Source organism: Xanthomonas sp. SHU 199, from assembly GCF_000364665.1.
Lineage (GTDB): Bacteria > Pseudomonadota > Gammaproteobacteria > Xanthomonadales > Xanthomonadaceae > Xanthomonas_A > Xanthomonas_A sontii.
Genome location: NZ_AQOI01000762.1, coordinates 1 through 560 on the forward strand (window position 1 = coordinate 1; position 560 = coordinate 560).

Here is a 560-nt window from a genome sequence, read left to right on the forward strand (position 1 = left end):
AGGCGGCGATCCAGTCGCTGCGCACGCTGCCGAAGGCGCGGTCGTACAGCGGCAGATGTCGTTGCTGCATCACCTGCTCCACGTCCATCGCTGCACTGTCCAGCGCCACCGTGCCCAGCGGTCGGCGCGCCCCGGCCTGCGCCAGCAGATTCGGCGACAGGTCCAGCAGGCTCACCAGATGCGCGCCGGCCGAGTGGCCCATCAGCACCAGCCGTGCCGGATCGGCGCCCCACTGCGGCGCCAGTTGCTGGATCCGCGCGACCGCGCGCGCCACGTCTTCTGCCTGCGCAAGCGGCGTGGCCTGCGGCAGCAGGCGGTAGTTCACCGACACCAGCACATGGCCCTGCGGCAGCCAGTGCGCGACCTTGTTGGCGGCCACGCCGGGGTTGTCCTTGTCGCCGTCGGCCCAGCCGCCGCCGTGCACCATCACCAGCAGCGGCGCCTGACGTGCGCCGGCCGGCAGGTACACGTCCATGCGCTGCGCCGGGTCCGGGCCGTAGGCGACGTCGCGTAGCACCTGCGCGCCGGCGGGCAAGGGCGCGCGTGCGCCGTCGGCGCCA

Annotated in this window: 1 protein-coding gene; it reads right to left on the reverse strand. The window is 73.8% G+C overall.

Features of this window, described 5'->3' with window-relative positions:
* Positions 1-560, reverse strand: a 560-nt coding sequence (locus D183_RS0121015; RefSeq protein ID WP_017910730.1) for an alpha/beta hydrolase, incomplete at both ends; no start/stop codon positions are given.